At 68.5% G+C, this 25220-nt stretch carries 17 protein-coding genes and 1 pseudogene; 16 read left to right on the top strand and 2 right to left on the bottom strand.

Annotation, left to right across the window (positions count from 1 at the left end):
- Nucleotides 1-73: 73 nt before the first annotated feature.
- The 6 genes from ALIDE2_RS00600 to ALIDE2_RS00575 all read left to right on the top strand — a co-directional run bounded on the left by ALIDE2_RS00600 (nucleotide 74) and on the right by ALIDE2_RS00575 (nucleotide 9565).
- Nucleotides 74-2383, top strand: coding sequence for a nitric-oxide reductase large subunit (locus ALIDE2_RS00600; RefSeq protein WP_013721168.1), 2310 nt, complete (start codon nucleotides 74-76; stop codon nucleotides 2381-2383).
- Nucleotides 2384-2452: 69 nt separating this feature from the next.
- On the top strand, nucleotides 2453-2881 hold the full coding sequence (locus ALIDE2_RS00595; RefSeq protein ID WP_013517052.1) for a hemerythrin domain-containing protein: 429 nt from the start codon (nucleotides 2453-2455) through the stop codon (nucleotides 2879-2881).
- A gap of 285 nt (nucleotides 2882-3166) precedes the next feature.
- The gene (locus tag ALIDE2_RS00590) at nucleotides 3167-6469 is read left to right on the top strand and encodes a bifunctional diguanylate cyclase/phosphodiesterase (RefSeq protein WP_013721167.1); all 3303 of its coding nucleotides are present in this window, start codon (nucleotides 3167-3169) and stop codon (nucleotides 6467-6469) included.
- Between the two features lie 124 nt (nucleotides 6470-6593).
- A complete protein-coding gene (locus tag ALIDE2_RS00585; RefSeq protein WP_013721166.1) occupies nucleotides 6594-8624 on the top strand; it encodes a ribonucleoside triphosphate reductase in 2031 nt (676 codons plus the stop codon).
- Nucleotides 8625-8706: 82 nt separating this feature from the next.
- Nucleotides 8707-8907: an anaerobic ribonucleoside-triphosphate reductase gene (gene nrdD, locus ALIDE2_RS00580; protein WP_013517049.1), complete on the top strand. Its 201-nt coding sequence runs from the start codon at nucleotides 8707-8709 to the stop codon at nucleotides 8905-8907.
- Nucleotides 8885-9565 carry an anaerobic ribonucleoside-triphosphate reductase activating protein gene (locus tag ALIDE2_RS00575; RefSeq protein ID WP_013517048.1) on the top strand — a complete coding sequence of 227 codons (681 nt, stop codon included), beginning with the start codon at nucleotides 8885-8887 and terminating at the stop codon, nucleotides 9563-9565. Before nrdD ends, ALIDE2_RS00575 begins: the two co-directional genes overlap by 23 nt.
- A 3-nt stretch (nucleotides 9566-9568) precedes the next feature.
- On the opposite strand, the gene recQ is transcribed toward ALIDE2_RS00575, so the two are convergent.
- Complete coding sequence (recQ, locus tag ALIDE2_RS00570) at nucleotides 9569-11437, bottom strand: DNA helicase RecQ (protein WP_013517047.1); 1869 nt, start codon at nucleotides 11435-11437, stop codon at nucleotides 9569-9571.
- A gap of 257 nt (nucleotides 11438-11694) precedes the next feature.
- Here recQ and ALIDE2_RS00565 point away from each other — a divergent pair, with 257 nt between their 5' ends.
- The 10 genes and pseudogenes from ALIDE2_RS00565 (at nucleotide 11695) to ALIDE2_RS00525 (ending at nucleotide 24608) form a co-directional block, all read left to right on the top strand.
- A complete protein-coding gene (locus ALIDE2_RS00565) occupies nucleotides 11695-12660 on the top strand; it encodes a Bug family tripartite tricarboxylate transporter substrate binding protein (protein ID WP_013721165.1) in 966 nt (321 codons plus the stop codon).
- Nucleotides 12661-12676: 16 nt separating this feature from the next.
- Nucleotides 12677-13060 carry a cupin domain-containing protein gene (locus tag ALIDE2_RS00560; RefSeq protein ID WP_013721164.1) on the top strand — a complete coding sequence of 128 codons (384 nt, stop codon included), beginning with the start codon at nucleotides 12677-12679 and terminating at the stop codon, nucleotides 13058-13060.
- A complete protein-coding gene (locus ALIDE2_RS00555; protein ID WP_013721163.1) occupies nucleotides 13057-14220 on the top strand; it encodes an acyl-CoA dehydrogenase family protein in 1164 nt (387 codons plus the stop codon). The genes ALIDE2_RS00560 and ALIDE2_RS00555 overlap by 4 nt, the downstream gene beginning before the upstream one ends.
- 135 nt (nucleotides 14221-14355) lie before the next feature.
- A complete protein-coding gene (locus ALIDE2_RS00550; protein WP_174764488.1) occupies nucleotides 14356-15246 on the top strand; it encodes a LysR family transcriptional regulator in 891 nt (296 codons plus the stop codon).
- Nucleotides 15243-16274 (top strand): homocysteine S-methyltransferase family protein, encoded by a 1032-nt coding sequence (locus ALIDE2_RS00545; RefSeq protein WP_013721162.1) that lies wholly within the window; start codon nucleotides 15243-15245, stop codon nucleotides 16272-16274. The genes ALIDE2_RS00550 and ALIDE2_RS00545 overlap by 4 nt, the downstream gene beginning before the upstream one ends.
- 134 nt (nucleotides 16275-16408) lie before the next feature.
- Entirely contained in the window at nucleotides 16409-19129 is a 2721-nt protein-coding gene (gene mgtA / locus ALIDE2_RS00540) for a magnesium-translocating P-type ATPase (protein ID WP_013721161.1), read from the top strand.
- Between the two features lie 55 nt (nucleotides 19130-19184).
- A complete protein-coding gene (locus tag ALIDE2_RS00535) occupies nucleotides 19185-20846 on the top strand; it encodes an acyl-CoA dehydrogenase family protein (RefSeq protein ID WP_013517040.1) in 1662 nt (553 codons plus the stop codon).
- A 99-nt stretch (nucleotides 20847-20945) separates the two neighbouring features.
- Nucleotides 20946-22148 (top strand): annotated as a pseudogene (locus tag ALIDE2_RS00530) (threonine ammonia-lyase); the annotation flags it as partial.
- Nucleotides 22149-22237: 89 nt separating this feature from the next.
- Nucleotides 22238-22399: a hypothetical protein gene (locus tag ALIDE2_RS25245; RefSeq protein WP_013517038.1), complete on the top strand. Its 162-nt coding sequence runs from the start codon at nucleotides 22238-22240 to the stop codon at nucleotides 22397-22399.
- A gap of 340 nt (nucleotides 22400-22739) precedes the next feature.
- A complete protein-coding gene (locus ALIDE2_RS00525) occupies nucleotides 22740-24608 on the top strand; it encodes a phosphoenolpyruvate carboxykinase (GTP) (RefSeq protein WP_013517037.1) in 1869 nt (622 codons plus the stop codon).
- 139 nt (nucleotides 24609-24747) lie between these two features.
- On the opposite strand, the gene ALIDE2_RS00520 is transcribed toward ALIDE2_RS00525, so the two are convergent.
- On the bottom strand, nucleotides 24748-25188 hold the full coding sequence (locus ALIDE2_RS00520; RefSeq protein WP_013517036.1) for a hypothetical protein: 441 nt from the start codon (nucleotides 25186-25188) through the stop codon (nucleotides 24748-24750).
- Between the last annotated feature and the right edge of the window lie 32 nt (nucleotides 25189-25220).

Below are 25220 nucleotides of genomic sequence, written 5' to 3'. Positions count from 1 at the left end.
TGCAGTGCAACATGCTGGCACCAAGCTTGCGTAAAAGCCGGCATTCTTCTTAGTGAAACGATGGAGGCCCTGCATGGGGAAATACGCCAAGTATTGGTACACGCTCATAGGCGTGTTGATCGTCACCTTCAGCCTGTTGGGCTATTACGGTGCCGAGGTTTATCGCACTGCGCCGCCGATTCCGGGGCAGGTGCTGGTGCAGGGCAGCGACAAGCCGCTCTACACCAAGGACAGCATCCTGGACGGCCAGACCGCCTGGCAGTCCGTGGGCGGCATGCAGCTGGGCTCCATCCTGGGCCACGGCGCCTACCAGGCCCCGGACTGGACGGCCGACTGGCTGCACCGCGAGCTCACCGCCTGGCTGGAGCTGGCCGCGCAGAAGGACTACGGCAAGTCCTTCGCCGAGCTCGACGCGGGCCAGCAGGCCGTGCTGCGCGACCGGCTCAAGACCGAGTACCGCACCAACACCTATGACCAGGCCAAGGACACGGTGGTGATCTCGCCGCTGCGCGCCCAGGCCATCGCCGAGACGGCCCAGTACTACGACAAGCTGTTCAGCGACGACCCGTCGCTGCACAAGTCGCGCGAGAGCTTCGCCATGAAGGAGAACACCCTGCCCAGCGCCGAGCGCCGCGCGCAGATGGCCGGCTTCTTCTTCTGGACCGCCTGGGCAGCCGCCACCGAGCGCCCCACCGACGTGGGCGGCGGCAACGGCGCCACCTACACCAACAACTGGCCGCACGAGCCCCTGATCGGCAACCAGCCGACGGGCGAGAACATGGTCTGGTCCATCATGAGCGTGGTCATCATGATGGCCGGCGTGGGCTTCCTCGTGTGGGGCTGGGCGTTCCTGCGCAAGCATGACGAGCAGGACCCCGTCCCGCCCGCGCACGACCCCCTGAGCCGCGTGGCCCTGACGCCCTCGCAGCGCGCGCTGGGCAAGTACCTGTTCCTGGTCGTGGCGCTGTTCGTTTTCCAAGTGTTCATCGGCGGCTTCACCGCCCACTACACGCTCGAAGGCCAGAAGTTCTACGGCATCGACCTTTCGCAGTGGTTCCCCTACGCGCTCACGCGCACCTGGCACATCCAGGCCGCCCTGTTCTGGATCGCCACGGGCTTCCTGGCCGCAGGCCTGTTCCTGGCCCCGGTGATCAATGGCGGCAAGGACCCCAAGTACCAGAAGCTCGGCGTGGACGTGCTGTTCTGGGCGCTGGTCGTGGTCTGCGTGGGCTCCTTCATCGGCAACTACCTGGCCATCGCCCACATCCTGCCCAAGGAGTGGAGCTTCTGGCTCGGCCACCAGGGCTATGAGTATGTGGACCTGGGGCGCCTGTGGCAGATCGGCAAGTTCGCCGGCATCGCCTTCTGGCTGCTGCTGATGGCGCGCGCCATCTTCCCCGCGCTGCTGGCCCCCAACGGCCAGGACAAGAACCTGCTGGCCCTGCTGACCTCGTCGGTCGTGTGCATCGGCCTGTTCTACGGCACCGGCCTGTTCTACGGCGAGCGCACCCACATCTCGGTGATGGAGTACTGGCGCTGGTGGGTGGTGCACCTGTGGGTGGAGGGCTTCTTCGAAGTCTTCGCGACCACGGCGCTGGCCTTCATCTTCTCGACCCTGGGCCTGGTGTCCTACCGCATGGCCACGGCCGCCAGCCTGGCATCGGCATCGCTCTTCATGCTGGGCGGCGTGCCCGGCACCTTCCACCACCTGTACTTCGCCGGCACCACCACTCCCGTGATGGCCGTGGGCGCATCCTTCAGCGCGCTGGAAGTCGTGCCGCTGGTGGTGCTGGGCCATGAGGCCTGGGAACACTGGCGCCTGCAGCACAAGACGCCGTGGATGGCCAACCTGCGCTGGCCGCTGATGTGCTTCGTGGCCGTGGCCTTCTGGAACATGCTGGGCGCCGGCGTGTTCGGCTTCATGATCAACCCGCCGATCTCGCTGTACTACATCCAGGGCCTGAACACCACGCCGGTGCACGCCCACGCCGCCCTGTTCGGTGTCTATGGCTTCCTGGCCCTGGGCTTCACGCTGCTGGTGCTGCGCTACGTGCGCCCGCAGATGGTGTTCAACGAGCGCCTGATGAAGACCGGCTTCTGGTGGCTCAACGCCGGCCTGGTGCTGATGATCTCCACCAGCCTGCTGCCGATCGGCCTGTTCCAGTTCCACGCCAGCGTGACCCACGGCCTGTGGTACGCCCGCAGCGAGGAGTTCCTGCAGCAGCCCTTCCTGGAAACCCTGCGCTGGATCCGCACCTTCGGCGACGTGGTGTTCATCACCGGCGCCTTGTGCGTGGCCTGGCAGGTGGCGAGCGCCGTGCTGTTCGGCGCACGCACGCCGGCCGCACCCAGCACCGGCGCACTGGCTGGCGCGAGCCGCTGAGGCGCCTTCCCCCGGGGCGTGGCGTCACGAGCGCCGCGCCCCACAACGACGACGAAAGAGTCACCCGCCATGAACATCGACCGTTTCAAGCATGACCACGTGGACATCCTGGGGCAGATCGACCGGCTGCGCCAGCTCGCCCACGCTGGAGTGGAGGGCAACGCCGCCGCGATCGCACGCGGCATCGTGGCCATCAGCTCCACCATCAAGCTGCACCTGGCGGTGGAAGACCGCCTTCTGTACCCGGCGCTGAGCCAGTCCGGCAACCCCGAGCTGGCGCGCCTGAGCCAGCGCTTCCAGCACGACATGGGCTCCATCGCCACGGCCTTCATGGCCTTCGCGCGGCGCTGGAACACCGCCGAGAGCGTGCGCGGCGATCCCCAGTCCTTCCGCCGCGAAGCCAACGACGTGCTGCGCCGCGTCTACGAGCGCATGCAGCGCGAGAACCGCGAGTTCTACCCGCGCATCGAGGCCGAGGAGGCGATGGCGACGCACTGAAGAAAACTACTTTTTTGATAGCTGCAAGCTTTTATAAATAGGAACCTTCAGCCATAAACAACTCCATCGGCAAGACCTCCGGGCGACTTGCCTTTAGCCGGCATCGCGCCGGCTTTTTTTGCTTTTGCGGCCCCCTGCCTTGGTGCCATTGAAAAGTCCTGCAGGACGCCGCCAGACGTTTGATTTTTACAATTACAAACGCATAAAGACAGTTTTGTACACTCCGTAAAAGAAAGTCGTGCACCACCGTGGGACGTGCGCCCATTCACAGGTCAGCGTTTCAAGATGATGCACCCCACACATCGAACGGAGCTTCGCAAATCCCTCTACTGGCTCGCCGGCCTGCTGGCCGGGCTGTTGCTGGTGCAGCTGTTCCCGGCGCCTGACGCCGCCCGGGGCCTGGCGCGCTACCTGCCGCTGCACACGAGCATGGAGGTGCTCTCCATCGCCATGGCGGCCATGGTGTTCGGCATTGCCTGGGCCACGCAGAAATACCGGCCCAACGGGCGCGACCTCGTCCTCGGCCCGGGCCTGCTGGGCGTGGCCATCCTGGACATGAGCCACTGCCTGTCCTACGCGGGCATGCCGGACTTCATCACCCCCAACGGGCCGGAAAAAGCCATTCTTTTCTGGCTGGCGGCGCGCAGCCTCGCGGCCCTGGCCCTGCTGTGCGCGGCCTTCTGGCCGCAGCGCCACGACAACCGGCTGGGCCCGCGCGCGCGCTGCTGGAGCCTTGCGTGCGTGCTGCTGTTCGTGGGCGCGGTGCACTACGTGGTGCTGCTCCACCCGCAGTCGGTGCCGCCCACCTTCATCCCAGACGTGGGGCTGACGAAATTCAAGATCGACTTCGAGTACGGCCTGATCGCCGCCTACGTGCTGGCGGGCATGGGCTTTCTGACGCATCTGCGCCAGGACCGCGAATTCGGCCTGACGCGCCTGGCGCTGGCCGCATTCACCATGGCCATGGGCGAGTTCTTCTTCACGCTCTACGCCAACGTCACCGACATCTACAACGTGACCGGGCACCTCTACAAGATCATGGCCTGTGCCTTCCTGTACCGGGGCCTGTTCGTGGAGACGGTGCAGGCGCCGTACCAGGAGCTGCAGGCTTCCGAGGCCCAGCACCGGGCCATGCTGGACACGCTGCCCGACCTGCTGTTCGAGCTGAACCGCCAGGGCGTCTACCTGTCGGTGCACGCCAACGACGCGAGCAAGCTGGCGGCGCCGGCCGGCCAGCTGCTGGGCAGGCGGCTCGGCGAGATCCTGCCCGCGCAGGCCGCCGCCGCGTGCCTCGACGCGCTGGCCGAGGCCGAGCGCAGCGGCGTGGCCCGCGGCCAGCGCTTCCGCCTAGCGCTGCCGTCCGGCGTGCACCACTTCGAGCTAGCCATCGCCAGGAAGGCCAATCCCGCGGGGCGCGAGGACACCTACCTGACCCTGGTGCGGGACATCACCGCCACGGTGCACGACGAGCAGCGCATCGCGTTCGAGGCCCGCCTGAACGCGAGCCTGCTGGACCTGCAGCACAGCGACGTCCAGGAGCTCGAGGCGGACTTCCTGCAGCGTGGCATCCGGCATGTCGAGCGGCTCACGCACAGTCCGTTCGCCGTCCTGCATTTCGTGCACGATGGCCAGGACCCCGAGCTCGCGGCCTGTTCGGCGGGAGCGGCGGGCGGCATGCCGGCCCAGGCGGAAGTCTGGCGCCAGGAGTGCGCCGCCCAGCGCATCCAGAACCAGCCGCCGCCCGGCGACGCCCTGCTGCGCTGGATGAGCCTGCCCGTGCAGGAAGGCGGCCGCACGCGCATGCTGCTGGGCGTGGCCAACAAGGCCGAGGACTACGACAGGCAGGACGCCCAGGCGCTGCAGGCCCTGGCCTACGCCATCTGGAGGCGCGTGGTGCAGCGCCGCCAGGATGCGGTCATCCTGCGCCTGTCCGAAGCGCTGGAGCAAAGCCCGCACCAGGTGGTCATCACCGACGTGAGGGCCAACGTGCTGTACGTCAACCGGGCCTTCAGCGAAGTCAGCGGCTACAGCGCGCAGGAAATTCTGGGGAAGAACCCCCGGATGCTGCAGTCCGGTCTCACGCCCCGCTCCGTCTACGAGGAGATGTGGCGCAGGCTGCCCCAGGGCCAGCCTTGGCAGGGCGAACTCGTCAACCGGCGCAAGAACGGCCATATCTACACCGAAATCGTTTCCCTCTACCCGATCCGTGACCTCTCCGGCCAGGTGACGCATTACGTCGCCCACAAGGAAGACATCACTGTGCAGCGCGAGGCCGAGGAGCGCATCCAGGCCCTGTCGAATTTCGACACGCTGACCGGCCTGCTCAACAAGAAGTCCTTCGACGAGCGGCTGGCCCTGGCCATCGAGAGGGCCGGAGCGAGCCACGGGCGGCTTTCCATGCTGTGGTTCGACCTGGACAACTTCAAGCTGATCAACGAGTCGCTCGGCCACACGGCCGGAGACGAGCTGCTGGTGGAGGCGGCCAACCGCCTGCGCTCCTGCCTGGGGACCCAGAACGCGCTGGCCCGCTATTCGGGGGACGCCTTCGTGGCCATCGTGCCGCAGGCAGACCAGGCCAGCGTCGCGCTCATGGCGCAGGAGGCCCTGCGGCTTCTGCAAACCGCCACATCGGTGCAGGGCCATCCCGTGTCGGTCAGCGCATCGGCGGGCGTCGCCGTGTATCCCGACGATGCCCGGACGGCCGGCACCCTGGCCTCGGCGGCCGAGCTCGCCATGTACCGCGTCAAGGAGGACGGGCGCAACGGCCTGCGCTTCTTCGCGCCCGAAATGCAGGCCCACACGCAGCGCTCGCTGGAGCTGGCGGCGGGCCTGAAGGACGCGGCGCGCAAGGGCGAGCTGTTCCTGGTCTACCAGCCCCAGCGCGCGCTGGGCAGCGGCGCGCTGGTCGGCGCCGAGGCGCTGCTGCGCTGGCGCCACCCGCAGTGGGGGCTGGTGTCGCCGGCGGAGTTCATCCCCATCGCCGAGCAAAGCGGCGCCATCACGGCCATCGACTTCTGGGTGGTGGAACAAGCCGCGCAGCAGCTGCGCGCGTGGGACGCCGCCGGCCTTCCGCCGCTGGTGGTCGCGGTGAACGTGTCGGCGGCGCAGTTTGCCCGCCCCCAGCTGGCCGAGGAATTGCTGCACATCCTGCAGCGCGTGGACGTGTCGCCGCAGCGCATCGAGGTGGAACTGACGGAGGCCGTGGCGCTCAAGCACCCGGAGCTGGCCGAGACCACCATCCGGCGCCTGCACGACATGGGCTTCAAGGTGGCGCTGGACGACTTCGGCACCGGCTATTCGTCCATGAGCTACCTCAAGCGCTACACCATCGACAAGCTCAAGATCGACCAGTCCTTCGTGCGCGAGCTGGCCGAGAAGACCAGCGACATGGCCATCGTGACGGCCATCGTCCGCATGGCGCACAGTCTGCACCTGTCGACCCTCGCCGAGGGCGTCGAGACGGCCGAGCAGGCCGCCCTGCTGCACGACTGCGGCTGCGACGAAATACAGGGCTACTGGTACAGCAGGCCCCTGGAGCCTCGCGCCTTCGAAGCATTCGCCAAGGGCCTGCCGCAGCGCGGCGCCTGACCCCGCCCCACTCCTCCCGATGCGCCGGCCTTGCCCGTCCAAGGCCGGCGCTTTGCGCTTCGTCAAACTACCTATAGTGTTTCAAATGTATCTTCAACGCTATATGTAGTGCTCAAGGAAAGCCATGACGCCACCACCAGCCCCTGTCGCCACCCTGCCGCGCGACGTGATCCAGAGGAACGGCGAGCGCGCCGCGTTCGATGCCGAGCGCATCCGCTCGGCCATCGCGCGCGCGGGCAGCGCTACCGGCGATTTCGGTGCCGACGAGGCGCAGTTGCTCACCGCCCAGGCGACCAAGGTGCTCATCCACCGCTTCCGCGGCGAGGCGCCCGCCATCGAGCAGATCCAGGACGTGGTGGAGCAGACGCTGATCGCCGCCAACCACCTGCAGACCGCGCGCGCCTACATGGCCCACCGCCAGCGCCACGCGCTGCTGCGCGCCGACCGGCAGACGCTGGTGCACGTGGAAAGCTCCATCAACGAATACCTCACGCGCGCCGACTGGCGCGTGAACGCCAACGCCAACCAGGGCTACTCGCTCGGCGGGCTGATCCTCAACGTGGCGGGCAAGGTGACGGCCAACTACTGGCTTTCGCATGTCTACGCGCCCGAGATCGGCGAGGCGCACCGCAGCGGCGACATCCACATCCACGACCTGGACATGCTCAGCGGCTACTGCGCCGGCTGGTCGCTGCGCACGCTGCTGCACGAGGGGCTGAACGGCGTGCCGGGCAAGGTAGAGGCGGGGTCGCCCAAGCACATGAGCTCCGCCGTGGGGCAGATCGTGAACTTCCTGGGCACGCTGCAAAACGAATGGGCCGGCGCGCAGGCGTTCTCGTCGTTCGACACCTACATGGCGCCCTTCGTGCGCAAGGACGGCATGGACTACGCCGCCGTGCGCCAGTGCATCCAGGAGCTGGTCTACAACCTCAACGTGCCCTCGCGCTGGGGCACGCAGACGCCGTTCACCAACCTCACCTTCGACTGGACCTGCCCGGAGGACCTGCGCGATCAGGTGCCGGTGATCGGCGGCGTGGAGATGCCGTTTTGCTACGGCGAGCTGCAGGCCGAAATGGACCTGATCAACCGCGCCTACATCGACGTCATGACCACGGGCGACGCCAAGGGCCGCGTGTTCACCTTCCCCATTCCCACGTACAACATCACGCCCGACTTCCCCTGGGAGAGCGAGAACGCCGCCGCCCTGTTCGACATGACGGCCAAGTACGGCCTGCCGTACTTCCAGAACTTCATCAACTCGGAGCTGTCGCCGAACATGGTGCGCTCCATGTGCTGTCGGCTGCAGCTCGACCTGCGCGAGCTCTTGAAGCGCGGCAATGGCCTGTTCGGCAGCGCGGAGCAGACCGGCAGCCTGGGCGTGGTCACCGTCAACTGCGCGCGCCTGGGCTACCTGCACGCGGGCGACGAGGCGGGCCTGTTCGCCGCCCTGGATCGTTTGCTCGAACTCGGCAAGCAAAGCCTGGAAGTCAAGCGCAAGCTCATCCAGCGCCTCATGGACCAGGGCCTGTTCCCGTACACCAAGCGCTACCTGGGCACGCTGCGCAACCACTTCAGCACGCTGGGCGTGAACGGCATCAACGAGATGGTGCGCAACTTCACGCACGACGCGCACGACATCACCAGCACATGGGGCCACGCCTTCGCCCTGCGCCTGCTGGACCATGTGCGCGCACGCATGACGGCTTTCCAGGAAGAAACCGGCCACCTCTACAACCTGGAGGCCACGCCTGCCGAGGGCACGACCTACCGCTTCGCCAAGGAAGACAAGAAGCGCTGGCCCGCCATCCTGCAGGCCGGCACGGCCGAGCAGCCCTACTACACCAACAGCTCGCAGCTGCCCGTGGGCTTCACCGACGACCCGTTCGAGGCGCTGCAGCGGCAAGAGGCCCTGCAGGGCAAGTACACCGGCGGCACCGTGCTGCACCTTTACATGGGCGAGCGCATCTCCAGCGGCGCGGCCTGCCGCGAGCTGGTCAAGCGCGCGCTGACCAACTTCCGCCTGCCCTACATCACCGTCACGCCGACGTTCTCCATCTGCCCCACGCACGGCTACCTGGCGGGCGAGCACCCGTTCTGCCCCACGTGCGATGAAGAGCGGCTGGCGGCCAAGCGCCGGCACCTGCTCGCGGCTTGAAGCCAAATCGGCCTCCATCCCTTACCCATCAAGCGCAAGCAGCTATCAAAACCGTAGTTTTCAACCCCCCAAGGAGTTCACCATGAGCCATTTCTCCACCACCGAACAAGCCGCCCTGGCCGCCGTGCAGCTCACCGACGACGAGCGCCAGCCCTGCGAGGTCTGGACCCGCGTGATGGGCTACCACCGCCCCGTGGCCAGCTTCAACGTGGGCAAGCAGGGCGAGCACAACGAGCGCCAGTTTTTCTCCGAGCACGCGCGTGGCTGCAGCAACGCCTGCTGAAGCGCTGCGCATCGGCGGCCTGACGCCGCTCACCACCATCGACTTCCCCGGCCGCCTCGCGGCCGTGGTGTTCTGCCAGGGCTGCCCCTGGCGCTGCGGCTATTGCCACAACACCGGGCTGCTCGACGCCGCCACGCCCACGGCCCACGCCTGGGCCGACGTGCAGCAGTTGCTGCACGCGCGGCGCGGCCTGCTCGACGGCGTGGTGTTCTCGGGCGGCGAGCCCACGCTGCAGGCCGGCCTGCCCGACGCGCTGGCGCGCGTGCGCGCGATGGGCTTCGCCACGGGGCTGCACACCGCCGGCATGTACCCCGAGCGGCTGGCCACCCTGCTGCCGCTGCTCGACTGGGTGGGGCTGGACATCAAGGCGCCGCTGCACCGCTACGACGCGATCACGCGCACGCCGGGCAGCGGGGCGAAGGCATGGGAGTCGCTGCGGCTCGTGCTCGCCAGCGGCGTGGCCCATGAGTGCCGCACCACCTGGAACGCGGGCCTGTACGGCGATGACGACCTGCAGGCCCTCGCCGACGCCCTGGCGGCCGAGGGCGTACAGCACTGGGCGCTGCAGGAATGCCGCACGGATGGCGCGCCCGCCTGGGCCCCTCCGCAGGCCGTCGCACAGCGCTGGCCCGGCACCTTCACGCTGCGCCGCGCCTAAGGGCTACTGCCGGCACACCCGCACCACATCCTCGCCATAGGCCTCCAGCTTCTTCACCCCCATCCCGCTGATGCCCTGCAACTCATCCAGCGTGGCCGGGTTGCGCTCGGCGATGGCAGCGAGCGTGGCGTCGTGGAAGATCACGTAGGCCGGCAGGTTGTGCTCGCGCGCCACCTCGGCGCGCCAGGCCTTGAGGTTGATGAAGCGCACCTGCGCGTCCTGCCCCAGGTTGGCGGCGGCCACCGGCGGGGTGGCGGCGCGGCGGGCCCGCTTGGGCTTGGCGGCGGCCTGGGCCTGGGCCGTGGCCTCGCGCAGCTGCACGTGCTGCTCGCCGCGCAGCACGGGGCGCGAGCCGTCGGTGAGCACCAGCGTGTCGAAGCTGTGGCCGCTCTCCAGCATCACCTTGTGCAGGCCCACGGCGCCGGTGGCCAGCAGCTGGCGCAGCACGCCGCGCAGCTGCGCCTCGGTGTATTCCTTGCCGACGCCGAAGGTGGAGAGCTTCTCGTGACCGAACTGGCGCACCTTGTCCGTGTCCTTGCCGCGCACGATGTCCATGATGTGCCCGGTGCCGAAGCTGATGCCGCTGGCCTGGTGCACGCGGTAAATGGTCGAGAGGAGCTTTCTCGCCGCGTCCGTGCCGTCCCACACGGCGGGGGGATTGAGGCAGTTGTCGCAGTTGCCGCAGGGTTCGGACTGCTCGCCGAAGTAGCCCAGCAGCCGCACGCGGCGGCAGTCCGTGGCCTCGGCCAGGGCCAGCAGCGCGTCGAGCTTGCCGCGCATGACGGCCTTGAACTCCTCGCCCGCGGGGCTTTCGTCGATCATGCGGCGCTGGTTCACCACGTCCTGCAAGCCGTAGGCCATCCAGGCGTCGGCGGGCAGACCGTCGCGGCCGGCGCGGCCCGTTTCCTGGTAGTAGCCCTCGATGTTCTTGGGCATGTCCACGTGGGCGACGAAGCGCACGTCGGGCTTGTCGATGCCCATGCCGAAGGCGATGGTGGCCACCATCACGATGCCGTCCTCGCGCAGGAAGCGGTCCTGGTTCTGCTGGCGCACCTCGGCGGGCAGGCCCGCGTGGTAGGGCAGCGCGGTCAGGCCCGCGTCGCACAGCGCCTGGGCAAGCTCTTCCACGCGCTTCCTGGACTGGCAATAGACCACGCCCGCATCGCCCAGGTGCTCGCGGTCGATGAAGCGCATGAGCTGCGTGAGCGGCTCCTTCTTCTCCTCTAGCCGATAGCGGATGTTGGGCCGGTCGAAGCTGCTGACGAACTGCCGCGCCTCCTGCAACCGCAGCCCCTCGACGATGTCGGCGCGCGTGAGCGCGTCGGCTGTGGCGGTGAGCGCAATCCTGGGAACGCGGGGATACCGTTCGTGCAGGATGGACAGTTGCCGGTATTCGGGCCGGAAGTCGTGGCCCCACTGGCTCACGCAGTGCGCCTCGTCGATGGCGAAGAGCGAGAGCAGCCCGCGCTCGTGCAGGCCGTCGAGCAGGCCGAGGAAGCGGTCGGTGGTCACGCGCTCGGGCGCGGCGTAGAGCAGCGTGATCTCGCCGCGCGAGAGGCGCCGCTCCACGTCCAGCGTCTGCTGCCAGTCGAGCGTGGAGTTGAGGAAGGCCGCCTCCACCCCCGCCTCGTGCAGCGCGCCCACCTGGTCGTGCATGAGCGCGATGAGCGGCGAGACCACCACCGTCACACCCCTCCCCGCGTCGCGCCGCACGATGGCCGGCACCTGGTAGCACAGCGACTTGCCGCCGCCCGTGGGCATGAGCACGAGCGCGTCGCCGCCGGCGATCACGTGGTCGATGATGGCCTGCTGCGGGCCACGGAACTGGTCGTAGCCGAAGACGTCGTGCAGGACGAAATGCGCGGGAGACAAGGAAACTCTTCTTTTGATAGCTGTTAACGCTTGTTGAGTAAGCGTCAGGGCCATATTTGACCAATATTCCAGGCGACAGGGCAAGGCTGGCGCCAAGCGCCTATTGTGCGTGCTCCGGATGCGGCCCCCCGCGCGCGGCCCCCGAATGATGCCCAAACCATTCGCAAATCGAATTCATTGGTCCGCTTATTGAATTGGACATGAATCGCTGACTCCATCACCATTGGCGCGCAACCAACTATTACAGGAGACAAGCCATGAAGACCATCCTGCGCGCCACGCTCGCCGCGTGCGCCCTCGCCATCGGCGCCACGGCGGCCCTGGCGCAGGCCTATCCCAATGCGCCCGTGACCCTCGTCGTACCCTTCGCGGCCGGCAGCGGCACCGATTCGGTGGCGCGCGCCGTGGCCTCGGGGCTGGCCGCGCGGCTCAAGCAGCCGGTGGTCGTGGACAACAAGCCCGGCGCCAATGCCCAGGTGGCCGCGCAGTTCGTCGCCAAGGCCAAGCCCGACGGCTACACGCTGTTCATGACGACGAACACCTCGCACTCGGCCAACCCCGCGCTGTACAAGAACCTGAAGTACGACCCAATCAAGGACTTCACGCCCGTGGCACGCGTGGGCGAGCTGCCCTTCGCACTGGCCGTGCACCCCGCGCTGCCGGTGAAGACGCTGGCCGAGCTGCTGGACTACGCGCGCGCCAACCCGGGCAAGCTGAGCTACGCCACGCCCAACAGCACCTCGCTGGTGGCCATGGAGAGCATCAAGCACATCGCCAAGATCGACGTGCTGGGCGTGCCCTACAAATCCAGCCCCCAGGCCATGACCGACCTGGTGGGCGGCCAGGTGCAGGTGTACGTGGCCGACCTGGGTTCGGGCATGGGCATGCTCAAGACCGACAAGGTGCGCACGCTGGGCATCACCACGGCCGAGCCCACGCCGCTGCTGCCGGGCGTGCCGCCCATCGGCAAGACCGTGAAGGGCTTCGACCTGACCTCGTGGAACGGCATCTTCGGCCCCGCGGGCCTGCCCCCGGCCGTGGTGCTGCGCCTGAACACCGAGCTGCAGGCCGTGCTGGCCGACAAGGATCTGCAGGACAAGCTCGCGCAGATCGGCTTCCAGGTCTGGCCCAGCAAGACGCCCGAGGAATTCGCCCAGTACGTGGCCGGGCAACTGACGCACTGGCGCACGCTGATCCAGCAGGCCGGCATCCAACCCGAATGAGGCCCGGGAGCGCCACATGACCACATCCCGCTACCTGGTGCGCGCCGCCGGCGTGCCCAGCTACCAGCCCGCCAACCACCACCACACGCACAACCAGCGCCTGATCGGCCCCGAGACCGTGGGTGCCAAGCAGATGGAGGTGCTGCTGGGCACGCTGCACAAGGGCGGCGGCGCGTTGCCGCACGCCCATCCCGGCATCGAGCAGGCCTGCTACCTGCTCGAAGGCACGGCCCGGGCCCAGGTGGAGGACGAGGCCTTCGACATGGTGCCGGGCGACATGTGCTTCTTCCCGGCCGACAAGATGCACGTCTTCACCGTCACCAGCGACCAGCCCGTCAAGCTGCTCGTGATCTATAGCCCGCCCTACGGCGAATCGCCCGACAAGGTAATCCGACCATGAACTTCGCACTCACCCCCGAACAGGAACAGATCAAGGCCGCCATCGAGCGCGTCTGCGAGCCCTTCGACGCCGACTACTGGCTCAAGAAAGACCAGGAAGGCGGCTTCCCGCACGACTTCCACCAGGCGCTGGCCGAGTCCGGATGGCTCGGCATCGCCATGCCCGAGGAATACGGCGGCGCGGGCCTGGGGATCAGCGAGGCCGCGCTGATGATGCACACCATCTCGGCCACGGGCGCGGGCCTGTCGGGGGCGTCGGCCGTGCACATGAACATCTTCGGCCTGCACCCCGTGGTCGTCTTCGGCACCGACGAGCAGAAGAAGCGCTGGCTGCCGCCGCTGATCCAGGGCAAGGACAAGGCCTGCTTCGGCGTGACCGAGCCCAACGCGGGCCTGAACACCCTGAAGCTGCAGACGCGCGCCGTGCGCGAGGGCGACCACTACGTGGTGCACGGGCAGAAGGTCTTCATCTCCACCGCCCAGGTGGCCAACAAGATCCTGCTGCTCACGCGCACCCGGCCGGCAGAGGAATGCAAGGGCACCGAGGGCCTGACGCTGTTCTACACCGACCTGGACCGCAGCAAGGTCGAGGTACGCGAGATCGCCAAGCTGGGCCGCAAGTGCGTGGACACCAACCAGCTGTTCATCGACGGCCTGCGCATTCCCGTGGAGGACCGCGTGGGCGAGGAGGGCAAGGGCTTCTCCTACATCCTGCACGGCATGAACCCCGAGCGCATCCTGATCGCCGCAGAGGCCGTGGGCCTGGGCCGCGCCGCCCTTGCGCGCGCGGCGGGCTACGCGGCCGAGCGCGAGGTGTTCGGCCGCCCCATCGGCAAGAACCAGGCCATACAGCACCCGCTGGCCGAGGCCTGGATGGACCTGGAGGCCGCGCACCTCATGGTGCAGAAGGCCGCCTGGCTGTACGACCAGGGCGCCAACTGCGGCGCCGAGGCCAACGCCGCCAAGTTCCTCGGCGCCGAGGCCGGCTACCGCGCCTGCGAGCGCGCCATCTTCACGCACGGCGGCATGGGCTACGCCAAGGAATACCACGTGGAACGCTACATGCGCGAGTCGTGGATACCGCGCCTGGCGCCCGTGAGCCCGCAGCTCATCCTGTGCTTCATCGCGGAGAAGGTGCTGGGCCTGCCCAAGTCGTATTGAGAGCATCCAGGAGGGACGACGTCAGTGGCCGGGCAAAGCCCGCTCCGCGGCGTCCCTGGCACCAGCCTGCTCCGCGGCCTCTCGGCGAGTAGCGCCAATCGCAATGTGAACGGGCCCGCTGGCATCATGTCCGGCATGAAACTGCACCAGCTGCGCTACTTCGCCGTGCTGGCCGAGGAACTGCACTTCGGCCGCGCGGCCGAACGCCTGGCCATCACGCAGCCGCCGCTGTCCTCGGGCATCAAGGCGCTGGAGGAGGAACTGGGCGTGCGGCTATTCGAGCGCACGAGCAAGTACGTGGCCCTGACCCCCGCGGGCCATGCGTACCTGGCCGAGGTGCGCATGGTGCTCGACCACGTGGCGCGCGCGGGCGAGACGGCGCGCGCCGTGGCCGCGGGGCTGCAGGGTCGGCTGGACATCGGCTTCACGGGCTCCATGGTCTACCGCGACATGCCGCGCATCGTGCGCGCCTTCGGCGAGCGCGCGCCGGGCATCGATGTCCAACTCCGCGAGCTGTCCTCCAGCGAGCAGATCGACGCCCTGCTGCACCGCCAGCTGCACGCCGGCTTCATCAACACCGCCGCCGTTCCGCCGGGCCTGCTTTGCCGGCCGCTGGCGGCGGACCATTTCGTCTGCTGCCTGCCGCAGGGGCATGCGCTCGCGCACGGGGCCAGCGTCGCACTGCCCGCGCTGGAGCAGGAGAGCTTCGTGATGTTCGCGCGCGACGTCGCGCCCGCCAACCACGACAACGTGATCGCGCTGTTCCAGCGCGCCGGCATCCACCCCCGCACGCGCCACGCGGCGCGCCAGTGGCTCACGGTGGTGTCGCTCGTGGCGCTGGGCATGGGCGTGGCGCTGGTGCCGGCGTCGCTGGCCCAGGCGGGCGTGCAGGGCGTGTGCTTCCTGCCCATCGCGGGGCTGCACCACCCCACCGTGGGCGTGCTCGCCTGGCACGAGGGCACCGACGCGCCCGCGCTACGGGTCTTTCTGGAAAGCGCGGAGCCCTTTCTACAATCGGGTCCATGACCCTGCCCCACTACACCCGCGCCCAGCAGCTGCCCGCCATCCTCGAACAGCGCATCGCCATCCTCGACGGCGCCATGGGCACCATGATCCAGCGCTTCAAGCTCACCGAGGAGCAGTACCGGGGCGAGCGCTTCAAGGACTTTGCGCGCGACGTGAAGGGCAACAACGAACTGCTCAGCCTCACGCGGCCCGACGTGATCCGCGACATCCACGAGGGCTACCTCGCCGCCGGCGCCGACCTGATCGAGACCAACACCTTCGGCGCGACCAGCATCGCGCAGGAGGACTACGGCATGGCCGACCTGGCCTACGAGATGAACCTGGAGAGCGCCAGGCTCGCGCGCGCGGCCTGCGGCAAGTTCAGCACGCCGGACAAGCCCCGCTTCGTGGCCGGCGCGCTCGGCCCCACGCCCAAGACCGCCAGCATCAGCCCCGACGTGAACGACCCCGGCGCGCGCAACGTGACCTTCGAGCAGCTGCGCGCGGCCTACCTGGAGCAGGCGCTGGCGCTCATCGCGGGCGGAGCCGACGTGCTGCTGGTGGAGACCATCTTCGACACGCTGAACGCCAAGGCCGCCCTGTTCGCCATCGACGAAGCCTTCGAGCAGACCGGCGAATGCCTGCCCATCATGATCAGCGGCACGGTCACCGACGCCTCGGGCCGCATCCTCTCGGGCCAGACCGTGACGGCCTTCTGGCACAGCGTGCGCCACGCCAACCCGCTCTCGATCGGCCTGAACTGCGCCCTGGGCGCGGCGCTGATGCGCCCCTACATCCAGGAGCTTGCCAAGGCCGCGCCCGACACCTTCATCAGCTGCTACCCCAACGCCGGCCTGCCCAACCCCATGAGCGACACCGGCTTCGACGAGACGCCCGAGGTCACGAGCCGCCTGGTGCACGAGTTCGCCACCGAGAGGCTGGTGAACATCGTGGGCGGCTGCTGCGGCACCACGCCGGACCACATCGGCGCCATCGCGCGCGCGGTGGCGCCGGTGGGCGCGCGCAGGCTGTTTTCGGCCGTGTCCTGAAACAGCGCGGCGCGCACGGCGCCGTGGCGGGCCGGGTGCGCCCGCATACGGAGTTTTGATCCATCATCGCGGGGTGTCGGCCGAACAAGGGCCTGCGTCCCGACGGGTTCGGGACGGGGCGTTCAGGAGCCCCCATGCACCCCCACATCCCGAGAGAGGTCTTCGCCGGTTTCCTGCGCACGCGCCGCATGGTCCGGCACTTCCGCCGCCGGGCCCTGCTGGAGACCCTGGGCCGCACCGGCGTCAGCCGGGAACTGCCCGCGGCGCAGTCCAGGGCGCTGGCCGCGGCGGCGGACGCCGATGCCGGGGCCCTGCTGCGGCAGCTCGGCAGCGCCGAGACCGGCCTGACCGAGGCGCAGGCCGACGCCATACGCGAGCGCGCGGGCCCCAACGAGGTGGAGCACGAGAAGCCGCTGCCCTGGTGGGTGCACCTGTGGCACTGCTTTCGCACCCCGTTCAGCCTGCTGCTGACGCTACTGGCCGCCATCTCGCTCTTCACCCGCGACATGAAGGGCGCCCTGGTGATAGGAACCATGGTGGTGCTGGCCACCCTGCTGCGCTTCTGGCAGGAAGGCCGGTCCAGCAAGGCGGCCGACGCGCTCAAGGCCATGGTCGGCAACACGGCGACGGTGCTGCGCGGCAGCCTGCCCGAAGACGCCGGCGTGCGCCGCGTGGAGCTGCCGATCAGGCTGCTGGTGCCCGGCGACCTGGTCGTGCTGTCGGCCGGCGACATGATCCCGGCCGACTGCCGCGTACTCGCGGCCAAGGACCTGTTCGTGGCGCAGGCGGCCATGACCGGCGAGTCCATGCCGGTGGAGAAGTCGGCCGCCCGATGCGGCGCGGGCGCCGGCAACCCGCTGGAGCTGGACAACATCGTGTTCATGGGCACCAACGTCGTTTCCGGCTCGGCCACGGCCGTGGTGCTGGCGACGGGCGGCGGCACCTACTTCGGCGCCCTGGCCGGCCGCGTCATCGCCACCGACCGCGCGCCCACCTCGTTCCAGTCGGGCGTGAACAAGGTCAGCTGGCTGCTCATCCGCTTCATGTCCGCGATGGCGCCGCTGGTGTTCTTCATCAATGGCTTCTCCAAGGGCGACTGGCTCGAAGCCCTGCTGTTCGCCCTGGCCATCGCCGTGGGCCTGACGCCCGAGATGCTGCCCATGATCGTGACCTCCACGCTGGCCAAGGGCGCGGTGTTCCTGTCGCGCAAGAAGGTCATCGTGAAGCGGCTGGACGCGATACAGAACTTCGGCGCCATGGACGTGCTGTGCACCGACAAGACCGGCACGCTGACGCAGGACAGGATCTTCCTGGCGCGCCACGTCGATGCCTGGGGCGAGGAGTCCGGCGACGTGCTGGAGCTGGCCTACCTCAACAGCTACTACCAGACGGGCCTGAAGAACCTGCTGGACGTGGCCGTGCTGGAGCACGCCGAGGTGCACCGCGAGCTCGAACCCGCCAGGAACTTCCGCAAGGTCGACGAGATCCCGTTCGACTTCGACCGCCGCCGCATGTCGGTGGTGGTGGCCGAGCACGGCGCGCACCATCTGCTCATCACCAAGGGCGCGGTGGAGGAAGTCCTGGCCGTGTGCACCCAGGTGCGCCACGGCGCGGCCACCGAGCCCCTGACGCCCGCGCTGCTGGAGCGCATCCGCGCCGTGACGGCCGGGCTCAACGAGGAAGGCCTGCGCGTGGTGGCCGTGGCCGCCCGGCAGGGACCGCCCACGCAGGACGTCTACGGTCTGGCCGACGAAAGCGCCCTGACCCTGGTCGGCTACGTGGCCTTCCTCGACCCGCCCAAGGACTCCACGGCCGCGGCGCTGAAGGCGCTGGCCGGGCGCAGCGTGGCCGTGAAGGTGCTGACCGGCGACAACGAGCTGGTGGCCGCCAAGATCTGCCGCGAGGTGGGCCTGGCGCAGCAGGGCGTGCTGCGGGGCGGCGACGTGGAGCGCATGGGCGACGAGGAGCTGGGCCATGCCGTGGAGCGCCACAACCTCTTCGCCAGGCTCACGCCCATGCACAAGGAACGCATCGTGCGCCGGCTCAAGGCCAACGGGCACGTGGTGGGCTTCATGGGCGACGGCATCAACGACGCGCCGGCGCTGCGCGCGGCCGACATCGGCATCTCGGTGGACAGCGCGGTGGACATCGCCAAGGAGGCCGCCGACATCATCCTGCTGGAGAAGAGCCTGATGGTGCTGGAGCAGGGCGTGCAGGAGGGCCGGCGCACCTTCGCCAACATGCTCAAGTACATCAGGATGACGGCCAGCTCCAACTTCGGCAACGTGCTGTCGGTGCTCACGGCCTCGGCCTTCATACCGTTCCTGCCGATGCTGCCCATACACCTGCTGGTGCAGAACCTGCTGTACGACATCTCGCAGATCGCCATTCCGTTCGACAACGTGGACGAGGAGCTGCTGCGCCGGCCACTGCGCTGGCAGCCGGGCGACATAGGCCGCTTCATGGTGTTCTTCGGGCCCGTCAGCTCGGTGTTCGACATCACGACCTTCGCCATGATGTGGTTCGTCTTCGGCGCGCAGACGCCCGCGCAGCAGACGCTGTTCCAGTCGGGCTGGTTCGTCGTGGGTCTGCTGACGCAGACCCTGATCGTGCACATGATCCGCAGCCCCGGTCTGCCCTTCGTCCAGAGCCGCGCGGCCACGCCGCTGCTGGTGATGACGGGCGCCATCATGGCCGTCGGCATCTTCCTGCCCATGGGGCCGCTGGCACACTACTTCAGGCTGCAGGCGCTGCCGCCGCTGTACTTCGCGCTGCTGCCGGCCATCGTGCTGGGCTACATGGCAGCGACTCAGGCCATGAAGGGCATCTACCGGCGGCGCTGGGGCTGGCAATAAACAGCGGCAGGACTAGACTGTCCGCCGACAGGAACGCAGGCAAGGCAGGCGCACCATGGACTGGACCACCCACCATGTCTTCAACCAGTTTCCCGAGCTTTACGACTACGACCCGCTGGCCACCGACCCGGCGCTTTGCGAGGCGCTGGCGCGCACGGGCGCCGGCTGGGCCCGCCCCGCGCTGAACGGCTACGCCGCGCGCCTGGGGCGCACCGAAACCTATATGCTGGCCGAGCAGGCCAACCGCCATCTGCCCGAGCTGCGGCGCTTCGACTCGCGCGGGCGGCGCATCGACGCGCTGGAGTTCCACCCGGGCTGGCACGCGCTCATGGCGCTGTACCGCGGGCAGGGCCTCGTGAGCCAGCCCTTCAGGGAGGCGCGCGCGGGCCGCTGGGCCGCCTGGGCCGCGGGCTTCTACCTGCACGGCCAGGTGGAGCAGGGCACGCTGTGCCCCGCGACGATGACGCAGGCCGCCATCCCCCTGCTGCAGAAGGAACCGGCGCTCTGGGCGCAGCTGCAGGAGCGCCTCTACAGCGACGCCTACGACGCGCGCGACCTGCCCGTGCAGGACAAGGCCAGCATCTGGCTCGGCATGGGCATGACGGAAAAGCAGGGCGGCTCCGACGTGCGCGCCAACACCACCGTGGCCACGGCCGTGGGCGCGGGCGGGCGCGGCGGCGAATACCTGCTGCGCGGGCACAAGTGGTTCTTCTCGGCGCCGCAATGCGACGCGCACCTGGTGACGGCGCGCGTGCAGGAGGGCGGCCCGTTCGCATGCTTCTACGTGCCGCGCTGGCGCCCCGACGGCAGCCGCAACGCGGTGCGCGTGCAGCGCCTGAAGGACAAGCTGGGCAACCGCAGCAACGCCAGCGGCGAGGTGGAGTTTGAGGACGCCTGGGGCGTGCTCATGGGCGAGGAGGGCCGCGGCATCCCCACCATCATCGAGATGGCCGGCTACACGCGCCTCAACTGCGTGGCGGGCAGCGCCGCCATCCTGCGCCAGGCGACGGTGCAGGCCATCGCCTATGCGCGCCAGCGCCACGCCTTCGGCAAGGCCCTGGCGGAGCAGCCCCTGATGCGCGCCGTGCTGGCCGACCTGGCGCTGGAGAGCGAGGCCTCCCTGGTGCTGCTGATGCGCCTGGCCGAGGCCTTCGAGCGCGAGGGCGACGGCGACCCCGCCCAGCGTGCCTGGAAGCGCGCCATGACGCCCGCCGCCAAGTTCTGGGTCTGCAAGCGCGCCGTGGAGCTGACGGGCGAAGCCATGGAGGTCTTCGGCGGCAATGGCTACGTGGAGGACGGCGTGATGGCGCGGCTGTTCCGCGAGGCGCCCGTCAACTCCATCTGGGAGGGCTCGGGCAACGTCATGTGCCTGGACGTGCTGCGCGCCCTGGCCCGCGAGCCCGGGGCCGCCCGCGCCCTGCTGGCCGAGCTGCAGCCCGCCGCGCAGGGCGAGCCGCGCATCGCCGCCGCGCTGCAGGGCCTGCAGGCGCTGCTGGCCGCATCAGCCGATGAACTCGAAGCCCTGGGCCGCGTGCTCGCGCAGCGCCTGGTGCTCGTGGCCCAGGCCTGCCTGCTGCGCGCGCATGCGCCCGCCTGCGTGGCCGACGCGTTCATCGCCACGCGCCTGGGCGACGGCGGCGCGGGCCGCGTGGCGGGGGCCATCGACACGCGCGGCATGGACGTGGACGCCATCCTGGCGCGCGCCTTTCCCGCCTGAAACGTCATTCACAGTCAAAATGGCCCCCAACGCTTGCCAATCAAGCGTGACCAGCTCTTCTATCAATAGCTAACCCAGGCGCGTGCTGCGCGACAATCCACCATGTTTTCCATCCAAGACATCCAGGACGCCGCCGCCCGCCTGCGCGGCCAGGTGCTCGACACGCCCTGCGTGGAATCGCGCACGCTCTCGCAGGTCACAGGCGCGCAAGTGTTCCTCAAGTTCGAGAACCTGCAGTTCACCGCCTCGTTCAAGGAGCGCGGCGCCTGCAACAAGCTGAGCCAGCTCACCCCCGAGGAGCGTAAGCGCGGCGTCGTGGCCATGAGCGCCGGCAACCACGCCCAGGGCGTGGCCTACCATGCGCAGCGCCTGGGCCTGCGCGCGGTGATCGTCATGCCGCGCTTCACGCCCGGCGTGAAGGTGGAGCGCACGCGCGGCTTCGGGGCCGAGGTGGTGCTGCACGGCGACACCCTGGAGGAAGCGCACCGGCACGCCCATCTGCTCGCCGGGCAGCAGGGCCTGACCTTCGTGCACCCCTACGACGACGAGGCCGTGGCCGCCGGCCAGGGCACGCTGGCGCTGGAGATGCTGGCCGAACAGCCCGACCTGGACGTGCTGGTCGTCTCGGTCGGCGGCGGCGGCCTGCTGGCCGGCATGGCCACGGCGGCGCGCGCCCTCAAGCCCAGTCTGGAGATCGTGGGTGTGCAGACGGCGCGCTTTCCGGCCATGGTCAACGCCGTCAAGGGCACGCAGCACGAGCAGGGCATGTCCACGATCGCCGAGGGCATCGCCGTGGGCCAGCCGGGCCGAATGACGCGCGAAGTGATCGCCCGCCTGGTCGACGACCTGCTGCTGGTGCAGGAGGGCGACATAGAGCAGGCCGTGCTCATGCTGCTGGAGATCGAGAAGACCCTGGTCGAGGGCGCGGGCGCGGCCGGCCTGGCCGCCCTGGTGCGCTACCCCGAGCGCTTTCGCGGCAAGAAGGTGGGGCTGGTGCTCTCCGGCGGCAACATCGACCCATTGCTGCTGGCCGCCATCATTGAGCGCGGTATGGTGCGCTCCGGGCGCCTGGCGCGCATCAAGGTCAGCGCGCGCGACGTGCCCGGCGTGCTGGCGCGCATCACCGCCACCGTGGCCGAGGCCGGCGCCAACATCGAAGAGGTGCACCACCAGCGCGCCTTCACCCTGCTGGCCGCGCAGAACGTGGAGATCGAGCTGGTGCTGCAGACGCGCGGCAAGGCCCACGTCCAGCAGGTGCTGGAGCAGCTGCGCGCCGCCCACATGGAGGCCGAGCTGCACTGACCCCGGGTAAGGCCCGTGGGCCGGTCCGGGCGCTGCCGCTACACTTGGCCAAGCTTTCAGGCACCAGGACTTACAGAGGAGACCACCACATGGCACACGAACACCACATCGCACCCAACGCCGCCGACGTCGAGGCGGCCACCGCGACCGATCCCACCGAAACCGTGGTGAACCTGATCCCCGTGGTGCTTCCCGCCGCGGGCGCGGCCATGATCTTCCTGCTGGCGCTGATCGCGGTCACCATGGCCTGACGCATCCCCGCGCATGCACATCCCGGGCCCCGCATTGCGGGGCCTTTTCGTTGCTGCCTCCAGCGCGTGGATCTGAAATTTCATGCATAACCCTATGCATTGTTTGCATTGTTTTGCCCCTTGTCCAGCAGACAAATTCCGGACGTCTTCATAGAATCGTCAATTCAGCCGAACTGCGCATGCGTGCCTACCCTGCGGCGGCACCTCCTGCACCCGCTAGGCGACTGAGTTCCAAGCCGTTTTTTCAAAGGCAGTGCGCACAGGCGTCCGGTGGGCCCCCGCGCCACGCGTCCCGGCTCGCTTCCTTTGAAAAAACCGTTTTCAACTTCAGGAAGCTCCAATGAACGCCCCCTCCATGCAAGGCCTGAGCCTGCAGGCCCCCGCCTATGTCAAGAACGCCCGCCTGATCGCCTGGGTGGCCGAAATGGCCGCCCTGTGCAAGCCCGCCGCCATCCACTGGTGTGACGGCAGCCAGGAGGAATACGACCAGCTGTGCCAGCAGCTGGTCAATGCCGGCACCTTCAAGAAGCTCAACCCCGCCAAGCGCCCGGGCAGCTACCTGGCCTGCTCCGACCCGTCGGACGTGGCCCGCGTCGAAGACCGCACCTTCATCTGCTCCGAGAAGAAGGAAGACGCCGGCCCCACCAACAACTGGATGGCGCCCAACGAGATGCGCGCCACGCTGCAGCCGCTGTTCGACGGCTGCATGGCCGGCCGCACCATGTACGTGGTGCCGTTCTCGATGGGCCCACTGGGCAGCCCGATCGCCCACGTGGGCGTGGAACTGTCCGACAGCGCCTACGTGGCCGTGAACATGAAGATCATGACGCGCATGGGCAAGGCGGTATACGACGTGATCGGCACCGATGGCGAGTTCGTGCCCTGCATGCACACCGTGGGCGCGCCGCTCAAGGCCGGCGAGAAGGACCAGACCAGCTGGCCCTGCAACCCCCAGGTCAAGTACATCGTGCACTACCCCGAGACGCGCGAGATATGGAGCTACGGCTCGGGCTATGGCGGCAACGCCCTGCTGGGCAAGAAATGCCTGGCGCTGCGCATCGCATCCACCATGGGCCGCGACCAGGGCTGGCTGGCCGAGCACATGCTGATCCTGGGCGTGACCAACCCCGAGGGCAAGAAGTACCACGTGGCCGCAGCCTTCCCGAGCGCCTGCGGCAAGACCAACTTCTCCATGCTGGTGCCCCCGAAGGCCTTCGAAGGCTGGAAGGTCACAACCATCGGCGACGACATCGCCTGGATCAAGCCCCAGCCCGACGGTTCCCTGCGCGCCATCAACCCCGAGGCAGGCTACTTCGGCGTCGCCCCCGGCACGAACTACCACACCAACCCCAACTGCATGGCCAGCCTCAACAAGGACGTGATCTTCACGAACGTCGCGCTGACAGACGACGGCGACGTGTGGTGGGAAGGCATGGAAAAGGACACCGGCGTGGTCCCCGGGCACCTGATCGACTGGCAGGGCCGCGACTGGACGCCGCAAATCGCCAAGGAAACCGGCGCCAAGGCCGCCCACCCCAACGCCCGCTTCACCGTGGCCGCCACCAACAACCCGGCACTGGACGAGGCCTGGGACGACCCCAAAGGCGTGAAGATCGACGCCTTTATCTTCGGCGGGCGCCGCTCCACCACCGTGCCGCTGGTGACCGAGGCGCGCACCTGGACCGAGGGCGTGTACATGGCCGCCACCATGGGCTCCGAGACCACTGCCGCCGCCTTCGGCGCGCAAGGCGTGGTGCGCCGCGATCCCTTCGCCATGCTGCCCTTCATGGGCTACAACATGAGCGACTACTTCCAGCACTGGCTGGACCTGGGCGCCAAGATCGCCGGCCAGGGCGCGGCCCTGCCCAGGATCTTCACGACCAACTGGTTCCGCAAGAACGCCGAGGGCAAGTTCGTCTGGCCCGGCTACGGTGAGAACATGCGCGTGCTCAAGTGGATGATCGACCGCATCGAAAGCCGCGCGCAAGGCCTGGAAACGGCCTTCGGCATCGCCCCCGCATTTGCCGAAATCAACTGGAACGGCCTGGAATTCAGCGCCGAGCAGTTCGAGAGCGTGACCAGCATCGACAAGAGCGTCTGGGCCGAGGAACTGAAGCTGCACACCGAGCACTTCGACAAGCTCGCCCACCACCTGCCCCAGGAACTGCTGGCCACCAAGGCCGCCCTGGAAAAGCGCCTGGCCGCCTGAGGGCCGTCCACCCGCGCAACCCCGCACCCCGCATCGGGTGCGGGGTTTTTTATTGCCAGAGGCACACGCACGCGCAAAAAAACAGAGCACCCGAAGGTGCCCTGGCATGTGGCTGACGCGGCCTGGCGGGCCGGTGCTGTCAGCGATAGCGGCGCATGTCCTCGACGGCGATGCCATTCATGGCACGGCTCAGGTCGGCCATGATGCGCGCGTCGTGCAGCGCGGCGTTCCAGGTCCGCTCGTCCTCAGCCGCACGCCGGCGCGCATCGGACCAGGACTTGGCCGCGCCGCGCAGCAGCGCCACGGCGCGGCGTGCCGGCGCGGCCAGCAGTGCCATGCCCACGAAGGCGATCAGCCACATCAGCATCCAGCCGGCCAGCAGATGGCCGTCGCCCCAGGTATCCACCATCTCGTTGGCCACGACCAGCAAGGCCGCCACCAGGGCCGCGAGCAGCAGGGAGGCTCCGTTGCGCGTCGGGTCGAAGCGGGTCGCGCTCCGGCGTAAATGGCTCACGGCGCCCTCGATGCGCGCCACGCCCTGATGCTGGCTGGGAAACTCGATAACAGCAAATTTCGTCATGATGTAAAACCTCGGTGCCGCTTGCGGCAAAA

This window comes from Alicycliphilus denitrificans K601, from assembly GCF_000204645.1.
Taxonomy (GTDB): Bacteria; Pseudomonadota; Gammaproteobacteria; order Burkholderiales; family Burkholderiaceae_C; genus Alicycliphilus; species Alicycliphilus denitrificans.
Note: the sequence above shows the minus strand (reverse complement) of the source record. Positions and strands in the feature narration are given on the sequence as shown.

Excerpts from the sequence above, each read along its gene's own strand:
- mgtA (WP_013721161.1), top strand. The coding sequence starts at position 16,409 with ATGCACCCCCACATCCCGAGAGAGGTCTTCGCCGGTTTCCTGCGCACG.
- ALIDE2_RS00595 (WP_013517052.1), top strand. The coding sequence starts at position 2,453 with ATGAACATCGACCGTTTCAAGCATGACCACGTGGACATCCTGGGGCAG.
- ALIDE2_RS00520 (WP_013517036.1), bottom strand. The coding sequence starts at position 25,188 with ATGACGAAATTTGCTGTTATCGAGTTTCCCAGCCAGCATCAGGGCGTG.
- ALIDE2_RS25245 (WP_013517038.1), top strand. The coding sequence starts at position 22,238 with ATGGCACACGAACACCACATCGCACCCAACGCCGCCGACGTCGAGGCG.
- ALIDE2_RS00600 (WP_013721168.1), top strand. The coding sequence starts at position 74 with ATGGGGAAATACGCCAAGTATTGGTACACGCTCATAGGCGTGTTGATC.
- ALIDE2_RS00590 (WP_013721167.1), top strand. The coding sequence starts at position 3,167 with ATGATGCACCCCACACATCGAACGGAGCTTCGCAAATCCCTCTACTGG.
- ALIDE2_RS00565 (WP_013721165.1), top strand. The coding sequence starts at position 11,695 with ATGAAGACCATCCTGCGCGCCACGCTCGCCGCGTGCGCCCTCGCCATC.
- ALIDE2_RS00585 (WP_013721166.1), top strand. The coding sequence starts at position 6,594 with ATGACGCCACCACCAGCCCCTGTCGCCACCCTGCCGCGCGACGTGATC.
- ALIDE2_RS00555 (WP_013721163.1), top strand. The coding sequence starts at position 13,057 with ATGAACTTCGCACTCACCCCCGAACAGGAACAGATCAAGGCCGCCATC.
- nrdD (WP_013517049.1), top strand. The coding sequence starts at position 8,707 with ATGAGCCATTTCTCCACCACCGAACAAGCCGCCCTGGCCGCCGTGCAG.
- ALIDE2_RS00535 (WP_013517040.1), top strand. The coding sequence starts at position 19,185 with ATGGACTGGACCACCCACCATGTCTTCAACCAGTTTCCCGAGCTTTAC.
- ALIDE2_RS00525 (WP_013517037.1), top strand. The coding sequence starts at position 22,740 with ATGAACGCCCCCTCCATGCAAGGCCTGAGCCTGCAGGCCCCCGCCTAT.
- ALIDE2_RS00560 (WP_013721164.1), top strand. The coding sequence starts at position 12,677 with ATGACCACATCCCGCTACCTGGTGCGCGCCGCCGGCGTGCCCAGCTAC.
- ALIDE2_RS00550 (WP_174764488.1), top strand. The coding sequence starts at position 14,356 with ATGAAACTGCACCAGCTGCGCTACTTCGCCGTGCTGGCCGAGGAACTG.
- ALIDE2_RS00545 (WP_013721162.1), top strand. The coding sequence starts at position 15,243 with ATGACCCTGCCCCACTACACCCGCGCCCAGCAGCTGCCCGCCATCCTC.